Below are 18,184 nucleotides of genomic sequence, written 5' to 3'. Positions count from 1 at the left end.
CGAAGGCTGGGGGCCATTGGCGACCGACGACAACGCGGCGAGGTGCGCTTGTGCCCTGGGGGTACCTCCCGGCCGAAGGCTGGGGGAGCGTCGCCCCGCAGACGCGAGTTCGAAGACAGGCCCTGGGTCGTACAGCCGCAGGCTGTCCCCGAGGGAGGACCTCAGCGACCCCCGGTCCGGGGACCGGAGCCGGTCCAGGTGCGCCCGGGCCTCGCCGACCCGGCTCGCGTGGGCCCGCTCGGCCGCTTCGACGGCGGAGCGGGCCCTGCCGCGTTCGCGGCCCGCCTCGCGCTTCAGGTCGCGGAGCTTCCCTCGGGCGGCGTCCAGGTCGCGCCGGTGCTCGGCGTACTCCGGGCCGAAGGCGCACCGCCAGCCCCCGGGGTAGCGCAGCATCAGCCAGGCCACCGCTCCGGCGGCCACCAGCACGACCGTCAGGATCCAGCCCACGGGCCCCATCGCTCCCCCTCCCACCGGTTCCCTCGGCCGGCAGCGGCTCGCGCCGGTCCCGGACGGAGCCGATCGTACGAACGGCGGCCCGTCGGCGTGCGGGATTCCGGGAATCAGGAAGGCTCCTCGGGCCCGACTTCCGGGTTTTGGTCATGTTTTTGGCCGATCTGGTTAAAGACCACGCCAAATAATCGAATGACCTCTTGCCGAAAATGTGATCACATGTGTGGGCGCTGTGGCGTTGTGCGTCACAGGGGAGGGACCGGTCCGCCTCACCGGGCGGGCCCGATCAACAGGAGTCGCACCATCAACACCGCCATCCGCAAGGCCGCCCGTGGGGCCGTGCCCGTCGCCGTCACCGCCTCCGTGCTCGCCACCGGCCTCACCGCCTGCGGCACCGTCCAGCAGCTGTCCGCCGCGCAGAAGGTGTCGAAGGCCTTCGACAAGGTCCGCGACGGCAAGTCGGCCGGCTTCACCCTCTCCATCGACGCCACCCCCGAGCAGGTCGCCGCGTTCGCCAACTCCGGTGAGCACAAGGGCGGCAAGGGCATGATCGGTGCCGCCCGGGGCGACGGCGACATGGACGAGAAGACCGCCAAGGCGATCTCCGGCCTCTCCGTCTCGGTCGCCATCTCGGCCGACAAGCCGCTCAAGGACGTCGAGGCCTTCAGGGACGCCGCCAAGGCCGACAAGAACACCGACCTGACGCTCGACAAGTCGGTGCGCGTCTCCTACGTGCTCGCCGACCGCAGCGGCACCGCGCTGCTGGAGTACCGTCAGGTCGACGCCACCGGATACCTGCACGCCGACGCCAAGGGCCTGGTGAAGCTGGCCGGCGAGGACCCGTCCGTGGTGGACGAGCTGCGCAAGGGCATGCCCGAGCAGCTGAAGCCGGTCGGGGACATGCTGGCCGGCAAGTGGGTCTCCTTCGACCTCCAGTCGCTCGCGGACCAGGCGAAGGAGTCCGACGGCAAGAAGGCCGCCGCCCCGAGCGCCGCCCCCACGCTCGACCCGGAGCTCCAGAACCAGCTCCTCAACTCGATCAAGGACGTGATCGGCCGCACCGTCACGTACGAGGACAAGGGCAAGAAGGACGGCACCGAGCACCTCTGGGTGAGCGCCCCGGCCCGGCAGCTGGTGGACGAGATGTTCAAGGCCGTCAAGCCGCTGTCCGCCAAGTTCCCCAAGCAGCTGGGCGACTTCCCGGACCAGGCCCCGAGCGACGTGCCGGACCGTAGGATCGGCGTCGACCTCTACCTGAAGGACGGCGCCTTCTCCTCCGCCACCTTCGACCTCGCCCAGCTGGCCGACAAGGTGGAGCCGGGCGTCAACTTCCCGGTGAAGCTCGCCTTCAGCCAGGCGGCCCCGAACGTCCAGGCCCCGGCCGACGCCGTCAAGGTGACCGACGAGCAGCTGATGGACGCGGTGCTGGGCCTGGCCACCGCCGGGGACGACTCCGACGACGAGGACCCGGAGGACCTTCCCGCCGCCGCTCCGCTGACCGCCGCCCAGCTCAAGGAGCTCGCCGCGCTCGGCATCCCGGAGGTCCGGGCCCGCGTCTACAACGAGGCCGGTCTGACCTTCCAGGACATCAAGGAGATCGCCAGGACGACCGCCCCCGCCGGGGCGTAGCCGTACCGACCCGACCGGCCGACCGCCCCCGAGCGGTCGGCCGGTCGCGCGTTTCCGGTCGCGCGTTTCCGGTCGCGCGTTTCCGGCCGCGCCTCATCGGTCAGCCACCCGACGGCCGCCGGGAGCACGGGTCGAGCAGTTCGACCCGGCCCTCGCGGAGGTGGCCGCGGTGACCGTCCCCGTACTCCAGCCGCAGGCTGCGGTCCGCCGGGGCGCCGACCACGACGGCGCACTCGACCGCGGCGAAGGAGGACTCGCGGTAGACCCACACCCTGTCCCCGACGTGGAACTCCGCCGTCTCCGAGACGATCACCGGGCTCACCTCCCTTCGGGCCCGCCCACTCGTCTGTACGGTGCGCGGCGCCCGGCTGTTCACCTCCGGCCGGAGCCGGCCGCGGTCACCGGCCGGGCGGCCGGGTCGGCGCCGTGCCGGTCGGCAGGTCGGCCGGGCGGCCCTCCTGGTCCACCGCGGTGCCGTCGGGGTAGCGGGCGCACTCGCTGCCCGCGCTCACCTCGAGGGTGTGGTACGCGGGGTCGAAGCGCAGCGAGGCGCTCTCCGCGAGGGAGCCGGGGCCGGTGTCCGGCGGCGTCAGCGTCAGGCTGGGGACCGGGGCGGACTCGTCGGAGGAGGCGACCGTCCAGCCCTGGGCGGTCAGGCTCTGCCGGGCCCGTCCGACCGCCTCCTCCCACTCGGGCCGGGTGACCCCGGTGAGGGTGAAGCGGGCGCGCAGGGCGGCCGTGCGGGGCTGGTCGGCGCCGGTGTCGTTCATGCTCTCCAGGAGGTGGGAGAGGCCCCGGGCGGAGCAGGCGCCGTAGATCCGGGCCGTGATCCCGTCGTCCCCGCGGTGGTCGGGAGCCGGTGTCGCCTCCGGGCGCAGCGCGAGGGCCTCGTAGACGGTCTGCGTCCGGGCGTCCAGGTGCCGCGCGACGGCCGCCGGGTCCGCCACGGGGTACGGCTTGCCCGTCCAGGCCGCCTCCGCCGCCCCGTACGCCGTGTACCCGACCGTGCCGAGCACCAGGGCCCCGGCGGCCCCGGCCACCGCCGTGACCCGCACGGCCGTGCGGCGGCCCGGGCCGTCCTTCGTTGCGCGATTCCTCATGATCACCATCGTTCACCGCCGGGCCGGGCCGCCGCATGAGTACGGATACTCACCCGGCGGCGTCGGCGTACTCGCGGTCGGACGGGGCGGCGGGTCAGGCGTGGGTGGCAGGTCAGGCGTGGGCGGCGGCGCACTCCGGGTGGCCCCAGGAGCTGCCGACCTTGGTGATCTTGTCGCCCTTGGCGTACCCGCGGCTGCACGGGCAGGTGCCGGGGAAGCGGGCGTTCAGGGTTCGCGAGCCGCCGCTCCGCTTGGCGGCGCCCGTGCTACCCGTGGCGCCGGTGCTACCGGAGGCGGCGGGCCGGGTGGTGCGCGCCTTGGGGGCCTTCGAGGCGGCGGCCGGGTCGGGGACGGGCAGGTCGGCGGCGGTGCCGGAGGCGTCCTGCTGGGTGCGGGCGGCGTCGCTGGCGGCCTTGTCGGCGATGGCGTTCAGCGGGTCGCCGTCCACCTGGTGGGCCGGCACGTACACGAAGGTGACGTCCCGGCCCTCCAGCAGGGCGTCGATCGCCTGGATCAGCTCCTGGTTGGCGACCGGCTTGCCGGCCGCCGTCTTCCAGCCGTTGCGCTTCCAGCCCTTCAGCCACTTGGTCACCGAGTCGCGGGTGTAGGTGCTGTCCAGCCTCACCTCCAGCGGCACCGCCGGGTCCGTCGCGGCCAGCAGCTGCCGCAGCGCCGTCAGCTCGCCCACGTTGTTGGTGCTGTGCCCGAGCGCGCCGGCCTGCCAGCGCTGGGGCGCCCCGGTGGCGTCCGCGACCACGTAGGCCCAGCCCGCCGGCCCGGGGTTGCCCTTGGCTGCTCCGTCACACGCTGCAATGACTCGTTCGACCATGCCCCGATCATGCCTGGTCGGACGGCCCGGAGACAAAGCCGCTCAGGTGCGCAGCAGGGGCAGCAGCAGCGCCGCCGACCAGCTGAAGTTGGTCGAGCTGTGCCCCTCCCCCGTCAGCGGGTCGTAGTTCTCCCGCACCGGGCCGTCCCCGGCCAGTCCGGCTGCGGTGGCGAGCAGCCGCTCGACGGTGCGCCGGGCGTCCTGCTCCCAGCCGTAGCGGCGCAGGCCCTCGATCGCGAAGTAGGTCTGGTCGAGCCAGGCCAGTCCGCGCCAGTAGCCGCCGGGGTCGAAGGAGGGCGAGCTGCGGGCCACGGTCGGGAACGGCATGGCGGTGCCGAACTCGGCCGGGTCGAGCAGCAGCCGGCGGACGGTACGGGCCTGGGCGGCGGTGGCGCTGCCGGACCAGAGCGGGATCGCGCCCTCGATGCCGCGGCCGCGGGCGGTGAGCCGGGCGCCGGTGGCCAGGTCGGTGTCGTGGAACCAGCCGGTGGCCGGGTCGTACATGGTGTCGCGCACGGCGGTGTCGATCCGGTCGGCGCCGGCGCGCAGCCGGTCGGCGGCGGGCCGGTCGCCGAGTTCGGCGGCGATCAGCGCCAGGTGGCGGTGGTCGGCGGCGAGGTAGGCGTTGAGGTCGACCGAGCGCTGGTCGAGCGACCAGCCGAGCAGTGTGCCGTTCGCGTCCCGGTTGGGGACGACGGCGGAGGTGTCGAAGCGCGGGGCGTTGTCCATGCCGGACTCCCAGGCCGCCGCCTCCCGGCAGTCCTCGGCGGTCGCGTTGGCCGGGTCGACGGTGGCGCCGTACTGGCACAGGCCCTCGCCGAGGTGGTCGCGGGTGCGGTACCACCAGTCCCGGTAGGCGGTCAGCCTGGGCAGCATCTCGCGCAGGAAGGCGCGGTCGCCGCTGCGCCGGTAGACCTCCCAGACCGCCCAGGAGGCCAGCGGGGGCTTGGAGTTGCGCTCGTTCCAGTTGCCGCCGCCGGTGGTCTGGTCGTTGTAGAAGACGCAGTCGGGGACCATCCCGGCGTCCTGCGGGCGCTCGGCGGAGCCGGACGGGACCTGGTGGTCGAAGACGGCGCGGATCTGGTCGGCGGCGAGGCCGGGGGCGAAGGCGGCGGTGCCGACGGCCTGCTTCCAGGTGTCCCAGGCCCAGACCCCGCTGAACCACTTGTAGGAGATCGTGGGGGTGACGGCGTCGTGCCGGATCCTTCCGGCCGGGCTGCGCCAGTTGGTGACGAGGGTCTGGACGCACTTGGCGGCGGTGCGGCGGCGGGCGGCCGGGACGCTCTCGGTGGCGCGGACGAGGTACCCGTGCCAGCGGGCGGTGCCCTCCGCCGCGACCCGTTCCGGGGTGCGCAGCGCGGTGTCCGCCTCCTTCGCGGCGCGGGCGTACTCGGCCTCGGTGAAGGTGTAGCTCTCGGTCCAGTCCAGGCTGCGGGTCTCCCCCGGCGCCAGCCGTACGGGCTCGGCGAGTTCGGTGCGGTGGCCGTCGCCGTCGGCGCTCAGCACGACCCGGACGGGCCGGGCGTGGCGGACGGCGAAGCGCTCGGTGCCGTCGGTGAGGTAGTCCCAGGTCTGCCGGACCTTGGCGAAGCGCACCTCCACGCCGCGTTCGGCGGCGACCAGCTTCGGTGCCTCGCGCTGGGGGCCGGTGGCGGGGCGCAGCAGCCGGCCGGTCCAGGCGGCGGCGAGGGTCCGTACGGCCGGGCCGGTGTTGGCGAGCCGGGCGCGGAGCAGGGCGGTGCGGTTGCCGGCGAAGCGCAGGTCCAGGGTGAGGGCGAGGCCGCCGCCGAGGTCGTGGGTGAGCCGCAGCAGGCCGGGCAGCGAGGTGCCGCGGGCGGGGGCGCCGGCGGTGAGGTCCAGGGGGCGGCCCTGTTCGGTGAGCTGGAGGCGGGTCAGGCCGTCGCTGAGCCACCAGGGGTACTCCTGGGCGAGGTACAGCGGGCCGGTGAAGCCGCCCTGGGGGTCGGTGGGGCGGGGCAGGGCGTAGGCGTGCCAGGCGCCGAGGTCGGCGAAGACGGTGATCGGGTTGTTGCCGCGGGCGTCGCCGGGGTAGGCCTGGGCGGGGGTGCCGTGCAGGTCGAGGACGTCGGCGTAGCGCTTGCCGTCGACCGTGTCCGGTCCGTCCTGGGCGTGGGCGGCGGCCGGGGCGGCCAGGGTGCCGGCGGCGGCGACCGCCGAGGCGGCGAGGAAGTGGCGGCGGGTCAGCGGGTTCACGGGCGCTCCTCGGCGGCGGGGAGTCGGAGGACGGCGGCGCCGAGCGGCGCGAGGGTGACGGCGTCGCCAGTGGCGGCGCCGGTGAGCAGGTCGGTGCCGGGCGTGTCGAGGGGCACGCGGCGTTCGACGCCGCCGTGGTTGAGCAGGAAGAGGTACTGGCGGCCGTCGGCGGCGTGGCGGCGGGTGGCCTCGACGTCCGCCGGGAGGTCCGGCAGTTCGGCGCCCACTCCGGCTTCGGCGAGCGGCAGGTCGAGCACCCGGCCGGTGTCGGCGCCGAGGTGGCAGCTGAGATACCAGGCGGTGCCGGCGCCCAGCCGGTTGCGGGTGACGGCCGGGAGGCCGGCCAGCGTGCCGGAGGCGTAGCGGGCGAGGGTCTCGGCGCCCTCGGTCTCGATCCACTCGCTCCAGCGCTCGGCGCGCAGGTCGGCGCCGTGCGGCTCGGCGTGCGGCTCGGCGCCGTCCGACCGGGGGCCGTCAGGCGCAGTGCCGTCCAGCCGTACGGCGGTGGTCTCGCCGTCCGGGATCGGCCAGTGCTCGTCCACGACGATCCCGAGCAGTTCGCGCAGCGGCCCGGGGTGGCCGCCGGGGTGGATGTGGTCGTGCCGGTCGGCGATGCCGCTGAACGGGCCGCAGACCAGCCGGCCGCCGTCCCGTACGTAGGCGGTGAGCCGGTCGGCGGTGGCGGTGTCGAGCAGGTAGAGGTTGGGGGCGAGCACCAGCGGGTAGCCGTCGAGCCCGGCGGTGGGCGGGACGAAGTCGACGGTGACGCCGCGCTCGTGCAGCGCCGCGTACCAGGGGCGGAGCAGCTCGGGCCAGCGCATCCGGGCGGAAGGGTGGTCGTCCAGTTCCAGCGCCCACCAGCTGTCCCAGTCGAGCAGGACGGCGGCCCGTCCGCGCAACCGGCTGCCGGCGATCTCGCCGAGGCGGCGCAGCTCGGCGCCGAAGCGGACGGTCTCCTGCCAGCCGCGCGCGGCGGTGCCCCGGTGCGGGAGCATCGCGCTGTGGAACTTCTCGGCGCCGGCCACCGAGGCGCGCCACTGGAAGTGCAGGACGCCGTCGGCGCCGCGGGCGAGTGCCTGGAGCGACCAGAGGCGGTAGAGGCCGGGACGCTTGGGCACGTTGACCGGCCGCCAGCTGACCGCGGAGGGGGCCTGTTCCATCAGCAGCCAGGGGCGGCCGCCCTTGAGCGAGCGCATCAGGTCGTAGTTCATCGCCGCGTTGACGTGGGCGAGCGGGTCGGCCGGGTCGGGGTAGGCGTCGTCGGAGACGAGGTCCTCGTGCCGGCTCCACTCCCAGTAGTCCAGCGCCTTGAGCATCGACATGAAGTTGGTGGTGACGGGGACGCCGGGCGAGACCTCGTCCAGGACGGCCTTCTCGGCGCGGTGCAGGGCGAGCAGCGCGTCCGAGCAGAACCGGCGCCAGTCCAGCAGCTGGGTGGGGTTGACCGGGCCGGGCGCGGTGCGCGGCGGCTCGATCTGCTCGAAGGAGGTGTAGCGCTGCGACCAGAAGGCGGTGCCCCAGGAGCGGTTCAACTCCTCGATGCCGCCGTGCCGTTCGCGCAGCCAGCGGCGGAAGTCGACGGCCGAGGCGGGGCAGAAGCACTCCTGGACGTGGTCGCCGTACTCGTTGTGGATGTGCCACAGGGCGAGCGCGGGGTGGTGGCGGTAGCGTTCGGCGAGCGCCCGGGTGAGCCGGACGGCGGCCTCGCGGTAGGCGGGCGAGGAGGGGCAGTAGTGCTGGCGCGAGCCGAACTCCAGCCGGACGCCGTCGGCGGTGACGGGCAGCAGGTCGGGGTGGGCGCGGACCAGCCAGGCGGGCGGGGAGGCGGTGGCGGTGGCCAGGTCGACGGCGACACCGTGCCGGTGGCAGAGGTCGAGCAGGCAGTCCAGCCAGCCGAAGTCCCAGCTGTCGGCGTCGGGTTGGAGGCGGGCCCAGGAGAAGACGCCGACGGTGACCAGGTTGACCCCGGCCTCGGCCATCAGCTTCACGTCCTCGGCCCACACCTGCTCGGACCACTGCTCGGGGTTCCAGTCCCCGCCGTACAGCAGGCCGGGCACCCGGGTGAGGCGGTCGGTGGTCACGGTCAGGCGGTCGGTGGTCACGGTCGCGGTCATCCCTTCACGGCTCCGCCCAGCAGGCCCGCCACGAACTGCCGCTGGAAGAGCAGGAAGAGCACCATCAGCGGGAGCGTGGCCAGGAAGGAGCCGAGCATCAGGCCGGAGTAGTCGACGTGGGTCAGCCCGGTCAGCGTGTTGAGCGCGACCGGCACGGTGTACTTGTCCTCGGTGTTGAGCATCAGCAGCGGCCAGATGAAGCCGTTCCACTGGCCCATGAAGGTGAAGATCACCAGCGCGCCCAACTGCGGCCGTACGCACGGCAGGACGACCTGGTAGAAGGTGCGCAGCTCGCCGGAGCCGTCGATCCGGGCCGACTCCAGCAGTTCGTCGGGGAAGTCCAGGAAGCCCTGGCGCATCAGCAGGATGCCGAAGGAGTTGGCCAGGAAGGGGACGATCACCGCCTGGTAGCTGTCGATCCAGCCGAGGCTGGCCATCATCTGGAACAGCGGGACGAGCAGCACCTGCAACGGGATCATCATGGTCGCCAGCACCAGTCCGAGCAGCAGCCCGCGGCCGCGGAAGCGGTACTTGGCCAGCCCGTAGCCGCACATCGCGGACAGCAGCGAGCTGAGCGCGGTGTAGACGACGGCGATCCCGAGGCTGTTGAGCATGACCCGGCCGAAGCCGATGGTCTCCTGGAGGTGCGCCAGGTTGCGCAGCAGGTTGCCGCCAGGCAGGAACGGCGGTGGGGAGTGGAACAGTTCGGAGCTGCTGTGGGTGCTGGCGATCAGCATCCAGGCGAAGGGCACCAGGCTGAGCACGGCGCCGAGGGTGAGGGCGGCGAGGACGGCGATCCGGCCGAGGCGGGCGGGCAGCGGGGCGCGGCCGCCGCGACGCGGCGCTGTGGTGGCGGCGGCAGTGGTGGTCACGGTGGTCATCGGCGGCGTTCCCTTCCGTAGAGCCGGAACTGGAGCAGCGAGACCGCCGCGATGATCAGCACGACCACCCAGGCGATGGCGGCCGCGTAGCCGAAGTCGAGCTGCTGGAAGCCGACCTTGTAGAGGTAGACCACCGGGGTGAGGGTCGCGTCGCCGGGGCCGCCGCGGGTCAGCACGTAGTTCTCGTCGAAGAGTTGCAGGGTGCCGATGGTGGAGGTGATGACGCAGAACAGCACCACCGGGCGCAGCTGCGGCAGGATCACGCCGCTGTAGGTGCGCACGGTGCCGGCGCCGTCGAGGGCGGCGGCCTCGTACTGGTCGCGGCCGATCGCCTGCAGTCCCGCCAGCAGGATGACGGCGTTGTAGCCGGTCCACCGCCAGGTGACCGAGCCGATCAGCGAGATCCGGGCCCAGGTGGGCGAGTTGAGCCAGTCGACCGGGCCGAGTCCGAGCGCCTGGAGGAGCTGGTTGGCGAGGCCGCCGTCGGTGCGCAGCAGGACCTGGAAGACCACGGCGTAGGCGACCAGGGTGGTGATCGCGGGCAGGAAGAACACCGCCCGCCAGCCGGCCCGGAACCGCAGCCAGGACTGGTTGAGCAGGACGGCGAGCACCAGGGCGAGGCCGATCATCACGGGCACCTGGACGGCGAGGATCAGGCCGGTGTTGACCAGGGAGTGCAGGAAGGCCGGGTCGTGCAGCATCCGCCGGTACTGGTCCAGGCCGACCCAGACGTCGGCGCCGTCGCGGCGGGCGGTGAAGCTCTGGTAGAGGCTGGCGCCGAGCGGATAGGCGAAGAAGGCGACGAAGAGCGCGGTGGTGGGCCCGGCGAACAGCCAGGCGGCGGTGCGTGGGGAGCGTCGGCGGCGGGCGGGGGCGGCCTGGGTGGTCGCCGACGGCTTGCGCAGGGTGGCCGGGAGGCTGCTGGTCATCGGGCCCGCCTACCCGACCGTCTGGCGGCCGGTCGCGGTGGCGATCTGGCGGGCGGCGGAGCGCAGGACGGTGCCCGGGTCGGCGCCGTTGTGCAGCACCTGGTTGACGGCGGTGGTGACGATGTCGCCGGCCTTGGAGTCGTCGGCGGTGAGCTCGACGGTGGGGATGGCGCGGGTGAGTCCGGCGAACAGCTGCATGGCCGGCTGGCCGCCGTAGTAGGGGGCGGGCTGCTGGAAGTACGGGTCGTCCAGGGCGGGGAGGTAGGCGGGAAAGAGGCCTTCGTGCTGCATCATCGAGGCCTGGTTGGCCTTGTCGGCGAGCAGGAAGGAGAGGAAGGCCCAGGCCGTCTCCGGGTTCCGGCTCTGCGCGGTGACGCACAGGGTGGAGCCGCCGCTGTTGGAGGTACGGGGGCCGCCGGGGGTGAAGGCGGGCAGCGGGACGACGCCGACCTTCCCGCCGAGGTCGGCCATGTCGCTGGTGAGGGTGCCGTCCCACCAGGCGGCGGTGGGGGTGGTGGCGGCCTTTCCGTCGTGGGTGCCGGAGACGAGCCCGGACCAGCCGTTCTCGAAGTCCACCAGGTCGCGGTCGACGAGCTGCTTGAGCAGGGTGAGCGCGCGTTCGGCGGCGGGGGTGGCGACGGCCACCTTGCCGTCGGTGAACCAGCGCTGGCCCTGCTGCTGGAGCAGCATGGCGAAGAAGCTGTCCTGTTTGGCGTCCAGGATGAGCAGCTTCCTGCCGGTGGCGGCCTTGAGCGCGGTGCCGGCGGTGAGGTAGTCGTCCCAGGTGGCGAGGCCGGCCGGGTCGATGCCGGCCTGCTGGAACAGGTCGCGCCGGTAGAACAGGGCGCACGGCCCGCTGTCCCAGGGCAGCGCGAAGACCTTGCCCTTGGCATCCGTGACGGTCCGCCAGGACGCCTCCGCGTACTGGGACTTGAGGCCTGCCGCGCGACTGGTGAGGTCGACCAGGCCGTTCGGGAAGTTGCCGATGTAGGTGGGCAGCTTGTGGCCCTCGACGGTGAGGATGTCGGGTAGCCCGCTGCCGGCGCCGAACCCGACGGAGATCTTGTCGTAGGCGTTGTCGTAGCCGATGTCCACCACGTCGACGGTGGTGCCGGGGTGGGCCTGTTCGAAGGCCTTGCCGAGCCGTTGCATGGCCTTGGCGGCGACGTCCCAGGACCAGATGACGACCTTGCCGGAGAGGGCGGCGCCCGGGCTGCCGGTGAGCTGCTTGGCACTGGTGCCGCCGGCGCCGCCGGTCGCGCAGCCGGTGGCGCCGGCCATCAGCAGCGCGCCGCCCGCGAGTCCGGCGGAGAGGATCCGGCGCCGTGCCGGACCTGATGTCAATTCGCCCTGGTCACAGGCTGGTTGGGGATCTTTTTTGTGCCGGGTTCGTGCGGACATCTTGCCTCCCGACTGGTGAATGCCGAATGCTGTATACAGAACTCAGCATTCACAACCCCGTCAAGGCTTGTGACTGAAATCGCGGAAGGTGCCAGCATGAGCACACGCGTCCCCCGAACCCACCCGTACATCCCCAACTCCGCCCCGCAGGTGAGGAAAGCGATGCTGGCGGAGGTCGGCGCCCAGGACGTCGAGGAGTTCTACGCCGACATCCCGGCCGCCCTCCGGCTGGACCGCCCGCTGCGGCTGCCCGAGCCGCTCGGCTCCGAGGCCCGGCTGGTCGCCCACATGGAGGAGCTGCTCTCCCGCAACACCGCCGTCCCGCCGGGCCGCAGCTTCCTCGGCGCCGGCTGCTACCGCCACCACGTGCCCGCCGTGGTGGACGAGATCGTCAACCGCAGCGAGTTCCTCACCGCCTACGCGGGCGAGCCGTACGAGGACCACGGCCGCTTCCAGGCACTGTGGGAGTACCAGTCGCTGATGGCCGAGCTGCTGGCCGTCGACGTCGTCAACGTGCCGACGTACGACGGGTTCCAGGCCGCCGCGACGGCGCTGCGGATGGCCGGACGGGCCACCGGGCGGCGCCGGCTGGTGCTGGTCGGCGCGATCGACCCGGACCGGATCTCCCGGATCCGCGACTACGTCCGGGGCGTCCACGAGCTCGTCCTCGTCCCGGCCGATCCCGCCGCCGTCCGGGCCGCGCTCGCCGAGGGCGACGCGGCCGCCGTCTACGCCCAACTCACCGACCACGACGGCCGGGTGGACCAGGATCTGCCGAGCTACATCGAACTCGCCCACCAGGCGGGCGCGTTGGCCGTCGCCCACGTCAACCCGCTCAGCCTCGGCGTGCTCACCCCGCCCGCCGAGCTCGGCGCCGACCTCACCTGCGGCGACCTCCAGCCGCTCGGCATCCACCCGAGCTACGGCGGCGGCAACGCGGGCTTCATCGGCAGCGCGGACGACGAGCGCCTGGTCGCCGAGTACCCGAGCCGGCTGTTCGGCCTCGTCCCCACCGACGTCCCCGGCGAGTACGGCTTCGGCGACGTCGCGTACGAGCGCACCTCCTTCGCGGTGCGCGAGGAGGGCAAGGAGTGGGTCGGCACCGCCGCCGCCCTGCACGGCATCGCCGCCGGGGTCTACCTCACGCTGATGGGCCCGCACGGCATGCGGGAGATCGGCGCGACGATCCTCGCCAACACCGCCTACGCCCGGCAGCGGCTGGCCGAGGTCCCCGGCGTGGAGCTCGCGGACCCGCGGGCCGTCCACTTCGCCGACTTCACCGTCCGCTACACCGGCGAGCGCACCGCCGCGGAGATCGCCGAGGCGCTGCTCGCCCGCGGCCTGCACGGCGGCACCCCGGTCGGGGCCGACGAGGCCGGCGCCCGCGAGGGCCGCTACTGCGTGACCGAGCTGCACACCCGGGCCGACATCGACCGCCTCGCCGACGCACTTGAGGAGATCGCGAAGTGACGAACCGTCAGAACAGCGAGCCGGTGGACCCGCGGATCGCCCCCAAACCCGCCCTGCGCCGCTTCCACCAGGCCCGCTGGGACGAGAAGCTCGTCTTCGAGCTCGGCGCCCCCGGCGAGCGCGGCGTCCTGCCCCCGCTGCCCGAGGCCGCCGTCACCGCCGCCGTCGGCGACCCGGCCGAACGGCTGCCCGCCGCGCTGCGCCGCGCCACACCGCCCGCCCTGCCCGAACTCGGCCAGCAGCAGGTGCTCCGGCACTACCTGCGGCTCTCCCAGGAGAACCTCGGCGCCGACCTCAACGTGGACGTCGGCCAGGGCACCTGCACCATGAAGTACAGCCCCAAGGTCAACGACACCTTCGTCCGCGACCCCCGGATCGCCGCCCTGCACCCCGCGCAGGACCCCTCCACCGTCCAGGGCGTGCTCGAACTCGTCCACCGGCTGGAGCAGTTGCTCAAGGAGGTCTCCGGCATGGACCGGGTCAGCCTCCAGCCCGGCGCGGGCTCGGCGGCGATCTGGACCAACGTCTCGGTGATCCGCGCCCACCACGCCGCACGCGGCGAACTGGAGCAGCGCGACGAGATCATCACCACCGCCTTCTCCCACCCCTCCAACGCCGCCTGCGCCAAGACCGCCGGCTTCCGGGTGATCACCCTGCACCCCGACGCCGACGGCTACCCCGACATCGAGGCGCTGCGCGCCGCCGTCGGCCCGCGCACCGCCGCACTGCTCATCACCAACCCCGAGGACACCGGCATCTACAACCCCCGGATCGCCGAGTTCGTCCGGATCGTCCACGAGGCCGGCGGCCTGTGCGCCTACGACCAGGCCAACGCCAACGGCATCCTCGGCATCACCCGGGCCCGCGAGGCCGGCTTCGACCTGTGCCACTTCAACCTCCACAAGACCTTCTCCACCCCGCACGCCTGCGGCGGACCGGCGGCCGGCGCCTGCGGCGTCACCGCCGAACTCGCGCCCTACCTGCCGCGCCCCACCGTCGAGTTCGACGGCGAGCGGTACGTCCTGGACGACGACCGGCCGGACTCGGTCGGCAAGATCCGCCCCTACCTGGGCGTCGTGCCGAACCTGGTGCGCGCCTACGCCTGGATCACGGCCCTGGGCGCTGAGGGGCTGCGCGAGGCCGCCGAGACCGCCGTGCTCAACAACAACTACCTGCTGCACCGGGTCCGGCGGATCCGCGGCGTCTCCGTCCCGTACGCCGAGGGCCGCCCCCGGGTCGAGCAGGTCCGCTACAGCTGGCAGCAGCTCAACGAGGACACCGGCCTGCACAGCGAGGACCTCGGCTACCGCGCCGCCGACTTCGGCACCCACTACTGGACCAGCCACCACCCGTACGTCGTCCCGGAGCCGATGACGCTGGAGCCCACCGAGTCCTACTCCCGGGCCGACCTGGACGAGTACGCGGCGATCCTCGCCGAGGTCGCCCGCGAGGCGTACGAGGACCCGGAGACCGTCCGCACCGCGCCGCACAACTCCACCGTGCACCGGATCCGGCACGAGCCGCTGGACGACCCGGCGGTCTGGGCGGTCAGCTGGCGCGCCTACCGCCGCAAGGTCCTGGGCGAGCGGCCGTGACCTCCGCCCCGGGCGCCCGGATCGGGCTGGTGGTCAACCCGGTCGCCGGCCTCGGCGGCCTGGTCGGCCTCAAGGGCAGCGACGGCGCCGAGGTCCAGCGGCGGGCCCTGGCGCTCGGGGCCCGTCCGCAGGCCGTCGCCCGGGCAGCGCTGACGATCGGTCAACTTCCGCCGGACGTCGAAGTGATCACCGTCGACGGCCCGATGGGCGCCGCCGCGGCGCGGGCGGCCGGCCGGCCCGCGCGGGTCGTCCACCATTCCACGGGGGAACCGAGCACCGCCGCCGACACCCGGGCGGCGGTGCGCGCCCTGGTCGCGGCCGGCGCCGGGCTGCTGCTGTTCTGCGGCGGCGACGGCACCGCCCGCGACGTGCTGGACGCACTCGGGCCCGAGCCCCGGGTGCCGGTGCTCGGCATCCCCGCCGGGGTCAAGATGCACTCCGCCGTGTTCGCCGTCCACCCCCGGGCCGCCGCCGAGGTCGCGGCGGCCTGGGCGGCCGGCCGCGGCGTCCGGCTGACGGCCGCCGAGGTGGTGGACCGGGACGAGGCCGCGCTGCGGGCCGGCCGGGTCTCCGCCCGGCTGTACGGCCGACTGACCGTCCCCGTGCTGCCCGCCCGGGTCCAGCAGCGCAAGACCGGCAGCTCCGGGCCCGACCCGGGGACACCGGCCGGCCTCGCCGCCGAGGTCGCCGAACGCGTCGGCCCCGGCGGGCTGCTGCTCCTCGGACCCGGCAGCACCACCTACGCGGTGGCCACCGCGCTCGGCGCGCCGGGCGCCAGCCTGACCGGCGTCGACCTGCTGCGGCTCGGCCCCGCGAGCGCCCTCGGCCCCGGCCACGCCGACGGCCTCGCCACCGCCGCCCGCCTCCTGATCCGCGACGCCCGGGCCGACCAGCTGCGCGCCCTGCCCACCACCCCCTGCATCGCCCTCTCCCCGATCGGCGGCCAGGGCTTCCTGCTCGGCCGCGGCAACCAGCAGCTCACCCCCGAACTGCTACGCGCCGCGGGCCGGGAACGGCTGCTGGTGCTCGCCACCGAGGCGAAGCTCGCCGCCCTGGCGGGCCGCCCGCTGCTGCTGGACACCGGCGACCCCGACCTGGACGACGCCCTCTCCGGCCACGTCCGGGTGATCACCGGCCGCCGCTCCGGCGCCGTGTACCGCCTCTCCGCCTGACCTCCCACCCACCGAGGAGCCCCCATGATCGACCTGCACGGCAAGCGCGCGATCGTCACCGGCGCCGCCTCCGGCATCGGCCGGGCCACCGCCGCCCTGCTCGCCGAACTCGGCGCCGCCGTCGTCCTCCTGGACCTCGACGCCGAGCGCGGCGAACAGGCCGCCAAGGAGATCGGCGGCACCTTCGTCCGCTGCGACGTCTCCCGGCGCGCCGACTGCGAGCGGGCCGTCAGCACCGCCGTCGAGCAACACGGCGGCGTGGACGTGCTGTTCAACAACGCGGGCATCATCCGCCGCTCCACCGTCACCGAGATCAGCGACGAGGACTGGGACCTGGTGATGGCCGTCAACGTCCGCTCGATCATGCTGCTCAGCGGGCTGGTGGTGCCGCTGATGGCCGCGAGCGGCGGCGGCAGCATCGTCAACACCGGCTCCGGCTGGGGCATCAAGGGCGGCGGCCGGGCCATCTCCTACTGCGCCTCCAAGGGCGCCGTGGTCAACATGACCCGGGCGATGGCCATCGACCACGGCCCGGACAACATCCGGGTCAACTGCGTCTGCCCGGGCGACACCGACACCGGCATGCTCGCCGAGGAGGCCCGCCAACTCGGCGAGAGCCCGGACGCCTTCTACACCGACGCCGCCGACCGCCCGCTCGGCCGGATCGGCCAGCCCCGGGACATCGCGCAGACCGTCGCCTTCCTGGCCAGCGACGCCGCCGCCTTCGTCAGCGGCGCGGTCATCGCCGTGGACGGCGCCGGTACGGCCTGACCGCCTGACCGACGACCCGCCAGGACCCGGCCCGGGCGGTCGGGCACCGGTGGCCGGGCGCCCGACCGCTGGTGGCCGGCCGCCCGGCCACCGGTGCCGGTCGCCCGGCCGGTACGCTACCGACCAGGAAGAAGGGAAGCCCGATGGCGATCGAGCGGCGTCCGCTGCGCGAGCAGGTCAAGGACGAACTCCTGGAGCAGCTCGGCCGCGGCCGGTTCACCCCCGGCGAGTCGATCAACGAGGTCCAGCTCGCCGAGGAACTGGGCGTGAGCCGAACCCCCCTGCGCGAGGCCCTGATCAGCCTGGAGCGCGAGGGCATCATCACCAGCGAACGCGGCAAGGGCTTCCGCTTCGCCCCCACCGGCAAACAGGAGTTCCTCGACCTCACCGCGATCGTCATCGCCCTGGAGTCGCTGGCCCTGCGCACCTCCGACCCGGCGCACCTGGCCGAGATCGCCCCCCGGCTGCTCGCCGAGGCCCGCGCCTTCTCCGCCCCGCAGGCCCCGCACGGCACGATAGAGCGCCACGACGACGCCTGGCACGCCCTGCTGCTCTCCGGCTGCGCCAACGCCCGGCTGCGCGAGATGATCGACTCGCTGAAGCTCACCCTGCACCGCTACGAGCGGGTGGTGGTCGGCGACCACGAGATCCTGGAGCGCGCCGCCGAGGAGCACGAGCGGATCGCCCAGTGCCTGCTGGACGGCGACATCGACCAGGCCGTCGCCGCGCTGGAGGCCAACTGGACCGGCGGCATGGAACGCATCCTGCACCGGCTGCCCCCGGTCGCCGCGTTCTGAGCCGCCCGCCCCGGGCGCCGCGTTCGAGCCGGTCGCCACACTCCGAGCCGGCCCGTCAGCCCAGCAGTTCCGGGACCCCCGGGGCGAGCCAGTGCAGCCGGTCGGCCAGACCCGCCGCCTCGAACCGCGCGGTGGTCTCCGCCCGCCCCTCGGTGAAGTGCTCCCACGAGGTGTAGTGGACGGGGACGACCCGGCGGGCACCGAGCGAGGCGGTGAGCGCGACGGCCTGCGCCCCGTCCATGGTGATCAGCCCACCGCCGCCGAAGGCCCCGATCCGGGCCGCGCCGAGGTGCAGGAAGGCCGTACCGATCCGGAACTTCCGCCCCACCGCGTCCAGTTCGGGGATGTGCACGGTGTCGCCCGACACGTAGAGCGCCTCCTCCTCGCCGGGCACCTCGACCACGAAGCCGGTCACGTCCCCGACCGGACCGTGCAGGCCCGGCGTGCCGGTCACCCGCAGGGTCCGGCCGTCCACGGTCAGGGTGCGGCTCTGCCAGGGTGCCAGCCCGAGCGCGCCGCCGCCGAGCCGGGCGGCCCCGCTGACGGTGGTCAGCACCGGCCGCCCGGCGAGCAGGGTCCGGCCGGTGGCGTCCAGGTTGTCGGGGTGCTCGTCGTGGCTGAGCAGCACGGCGTCCACCGGCGGCAGCTCGTGCGCACCGATCGCCGGAGCACCGGTGCTGCGCAGGACCACCGGGTCGTGCCGGTACTCGGCCGGAGCCGGATCGAAGACGGGGTCGGTGAGCAGCCGCAGCCCGCCGACCTCCAGCAGGACGGTCGCGGTGCCGATGTGGGTGGCCTCGATCTTCACAGTGTTCTTTCCCTTGTGATGAAT

Annotated in this window: 15 protein-coding genes and 1 pseudogene; 6 read left to right on the top strand and 10 right to left on the bottom strand. The window is 73.8% G+C overall.

The genetic code is table 11. The features are described 5' to 3' along the window. Positions 1-447 (bottom strand): annotated as a pseudogene (locus tag ACFY4B_RS23805) (hypothetical protein); the annotation flags it as partial. 342 nt (positions 448-789) lie between these two features. On the opposite strand from ACFY4B_RS23805, the gene ACFY4B_RS23800 reads away from it, so the two are divergent. Next, positions 790-2,079 (top strand): hypothetical protein, encoded by a 1,290-nt coding sequence (locus ACFY4B_RS23800; RefSeq protein ID WP_387970781.1) that lies wholly within the window; start codon positions 790-792, stop codon positions 2,077-2,079. A 100-nt stretch (positions 2,080-2,179) separates the two neighbouring features. Here ACFY4B_RS23800 and ACFY4B_RS23795 read toward each other — a convergent pair whose 3' ends face one another. From ACFY4B_RS23795 to ACFY4B_RS23760, 8 genes are all read right to left on the bottom strand, one after another. Then, positions 2,180-2,392 (bottom strand): hypothetical protein, encoded by a 213-nt coding sequence (locus ACFY4B_RS23795; RefSeq protein WP_387970778.1) that lies wholly within the window; start codon positions 2,390-2,392, stop codon positions 2,180-2,182. 85 nt (positions 2,393-2,477) lie between these two features. Further along, positions 2,478-3,179, bottom strand: coding sequence for a hypothetical protein (locus tag ACFY4B_RS23790; protein ID WP_387970775.1), 702 nt, complete (start codon positions 3,177-3,179; stop codon positions 2,478-2,480). 112 nt (positions 3,180-3,291) lie between these two features. After that, the gene (locus ACFY4B_RS23785; RefSeq protein ID WP_387970773.1) at positions 3,292-4,008 is read right to left on the bottom strand and encodes a ribonuclease H; all 717 of its coding nucleotides are present in this window, start codon (positions 4,006-4,008) and stop codon (positions 3,292-3,294) included. Between the two features lie 42 nt (positions 4,009-4,050). After that, entirely contained in the window at positions 4,051-6,222 is a 2,172-nt protein-coding gene (locus ACFY4B_RS23780; protein ID WP_387970770.1) for a trehalase family glycosidase, read from the bottom strand. After that, positions 6,219-8,336: a beta-galactosidase gene (locus ACFY4B_RS23775; RefSeq protein WP_387970767.1), complete on the bottom strand. Its 2,118-nt coding sequence runs from the start codon at positions 8,334-8,336 to the stop codon at positions 6,219-6,221. Before ACFY4B_RS23775 ends, ACFY4B_RS23780 begins: the two co-directional genes overlap by 4 nt. Further along, positions 8,333-9,217, bottom strand: coding sequence for a carbohydrate ABC transporter permease (locus tag ACFY4B_RS23770; RefSeq protein ID WP_387970764.1), 885 nt, complete (start codon positions 9,215-9,217; stop codon positions 8,333-8,335). The genes ACFY4B_RS23775 and ACFY4B_RS23770 overlap by 4 nt, the downstream gene beginning before the upstream one ends. Beyond that, the gene (locus ACFY4B_RS23765) at positions 9,214-10,146 is read right to left on the bottom strand and encodes a carbohydrate ABC transporter permease (RefSeq protein ID WP_074003192.1); all 933 of its coding nucleotides are present in this window, start codon (positions 10,144-10,146) and stop codon (positions 9,214-9,216) included. The genes ACFY4B_RS23770 and ACFY4B_RS23765 overlap by 4 nt, the downstream gene beginning before the upstream one ends. Before the next feature lie 9 nt (positions 10,147-10,155). Then, on the bottom strand, positions 10,156-11,490 hold the full coding sequence (locus ACFY4B_RS23760; RefSeq protein ID WP_049650526.1) for a sugar ABC transporter substrate-binding protein: 1,335 nt from the start codon (positions 11,488-11,490) through the stop codon (positions 10,156-10,158). A 153-nt stretch (positions 11,491-11,643) separates the two neighbouring features. Between ACFY4B_RS23760 and gcvPA the strand changes: the two genes are divergently transcribed. From gcvPA to ACFY4B_RS23735, 5 genes are all read left to right on the top strand, one after another. Next, on the top strand, positions 11,644-13,017 hold the full coding sequence (gene gcvPA, locus ACFY4B_RS23755) for an aminomethyl-transferring glycine dehydrogenase subunit GcvPA (protein WP_387970760.1): 1,374 nt from the start codon (positions 11,644-11,646) through the stop codon (positions 13,015-13,017). Further along, positions 13,014-14,612: an aminomethyl-transferring glycine dehydrogenase subunit GcvPB gene (gene gcvPB, locus ACFY4B_RS23750; RefSeq protein WP_241852937.1), complete on the top strand. Its 1,599-nt coding sequence runs from the start codon at positions 13,014-13,016 to the stop codon at positions 14,610-14,612. Before gcvPA ends, gcvPB begins: the two co-directional genes overlap by 4 nt. Beyond that, the gene (locus tag ACFY4B_RS23745) at positions 14,609-15,784 is read left to right on the top strand and encodes an ATP-NAD kinase family protein (protein ID WP_387970757.1); all 1,176 of its coding nucleotides are present in this window, start codon (positions 14,609-14,611) and stop codon (positions 15,782-15,784) included. The genes gcvPB and ACFY4B_RS23745 overlap by 4 nt, the downstream gene beginning before the upstream one ends. A 24-nt stretch (positions 15,785-15,808) precedes the next feature. Further along, complete coding sequence (locus ACFY4B_RS23740) at positions 15,809-16,555, top strand: SDR family NAD(P)-dependent oxidoreductase (RefSeq protein WP_380742288.1); 747 nt, start codon at positions 15,809-15,811, stop codon at positions 16,553-16,555. A gap of 143 nt (positions 16,556-16,698) precedes the next feature. Next, on the top strand, positions 16,699-17,352 hold the full coding sequence (locus tag ACFY4B_RS23735) for a GntR family transcriptional regulator (protein WP_049657573.1): 654 nt from the start codon (positions 16,699-16,701) through the stop codon (positions 17,350-17,352). A gap of 55 nt (positions 17,353-17,407) precedes the next feature. Here the strand turns inward: ACFY4B_RS23735 and ACFY4B_RS23730 are convergent, their stop codons facing one another. After that, a complete protein-coding gene (locus tag ACFY4B_RS23730; protein ID WP_387970755.1) occupies positions 17,408-18,160 on the bottom strand; it encodes an MBL fold metallo-hydrolase in 753 nt (250 codons plus the stop codon). Positions 18,161-18,184 lie beyond the last annotated feature (24 nt).

The sequence above is a fragment of the Kitasatospora sp. NPDC001261 genome (assembly GCF_042896795.1).
GTDB lineage: Bacteria > Actinomycetota > Actinomycetes > Streptomycetales > Streptomycetaceae > Kitasatospora.
The sequence above is the reverse complement of the archived record's forward strand: the minus strand, read 5'-3'. Positions and strand labels throughout refer to the sequence as shown.

Bases quoted from the DNA above. Each gene is read 5' to 3' on its own strand.
- gcvPA (WP_387970760.1), top strand. From the start codon at position 11,644: ATGAGCACACGCGTCCCCCGAACCCACCCGTACATCCCCAACTCCGCC.
- ACFY4B_RS23790 (WP_387970775.1), bottom strand. From the start codon at position 3,179: ATGAGGAATCGCGCAACGAAGGACGGCCCGGGCCGCCGCACGGCCGTG.
- ACFY4B_RS23770 (WP_387970764.1), bottom strand. From the start codon at position 9,217: ATGACCACCGTGACCACCACTGCCGCCGCCACCACAGCGCCGCGTCGC.
- ACFY4B_RS23735 (WP_049657573.1), top strand. From the start codon at position 16,699: ATGGCGATCGAGCGGCGTCCGCTGCGCGAGCAGGTCAAGGACGAACTC.
- ACFY4B_RS23775 (WP_387970767.1), bottom strand. From the start codon at position 8,336: ATGACCGCGACCGTGACCACCGACCGCCTGACCGTGACCACCGACCGC.
- ACFY4B_RS23765 (WP_074003192.1), bottom strand. From the start codon at position 10,146: ATGACCAGCAGCCTCCCGGCCACCCTGCGCAAGCCGTCGGCGACCACC.
- ACFY4B_RS23785 (WP_387970773.1), bottom strand. From the start codon at position 4,008: ATGGTCGAACGAGTCATTGCAGCGTGTGACGGAGCAGCCAAGGGCAAC.
- ACFY4B_RS23740 (WP_380742288.1), top strand. From the start codon at position 15,809: ATGATCGACCTGCACGGCAAGCGCGCGATCGTCACCGGCGCCGCCTCC.